Annotated in this window: 1 protein-coding gene; it reads left to right on the top strand. The window is 41.8% G+C overall.

The features are described 5' to 3' along the window. A partial coding sequence (locus P6709_RS19965) for a hypothetical protein (RefSeq protein WP_278242643.1) occupies positions 1 to 199 on the top strand: 199 nt, incomplete at its 5' end. Positions 200 to 268 lie beyond the last annotated feature (69 nt).

Below are 268 nucleotides of genomic sequence, written 5' to 3'. Positions count from 1 at the left end.
GGCTATCTGCGTGTGCGCTATTGCTCACAGATACATTTTCCGATACAGGGTACGTACCACCGACAATAACGACTTTGTTTGGTTTCAGATGCTTTCAGGCCTCATTGTGATTGAGTATTTATTTGTTATTCAAGGCTTTACGATGATTCTTTACCGCGCAAATGACAGAATGAAGAAAGGAGCGAGCCTTTTCCGCTGACTTCATGATGAAGGCGAAGAAAAGTTCTTAATAGGAACACACTTGAGTTGAATGTCTTCCTGAACATAC

This window comes from Jeotgalibacillus sp. ET6, from assembly GCF_029667115.1.
Lineage (GTDB): Bacteria > Bacillota > Bacilli > Bacillales > Jeotgalibacillaceae > Jeotgalibacillus.
Note: the sequence above shows the minus strand (reverse complement) of the source record. Positions and strands in the feature narration are given on the sequence as shown.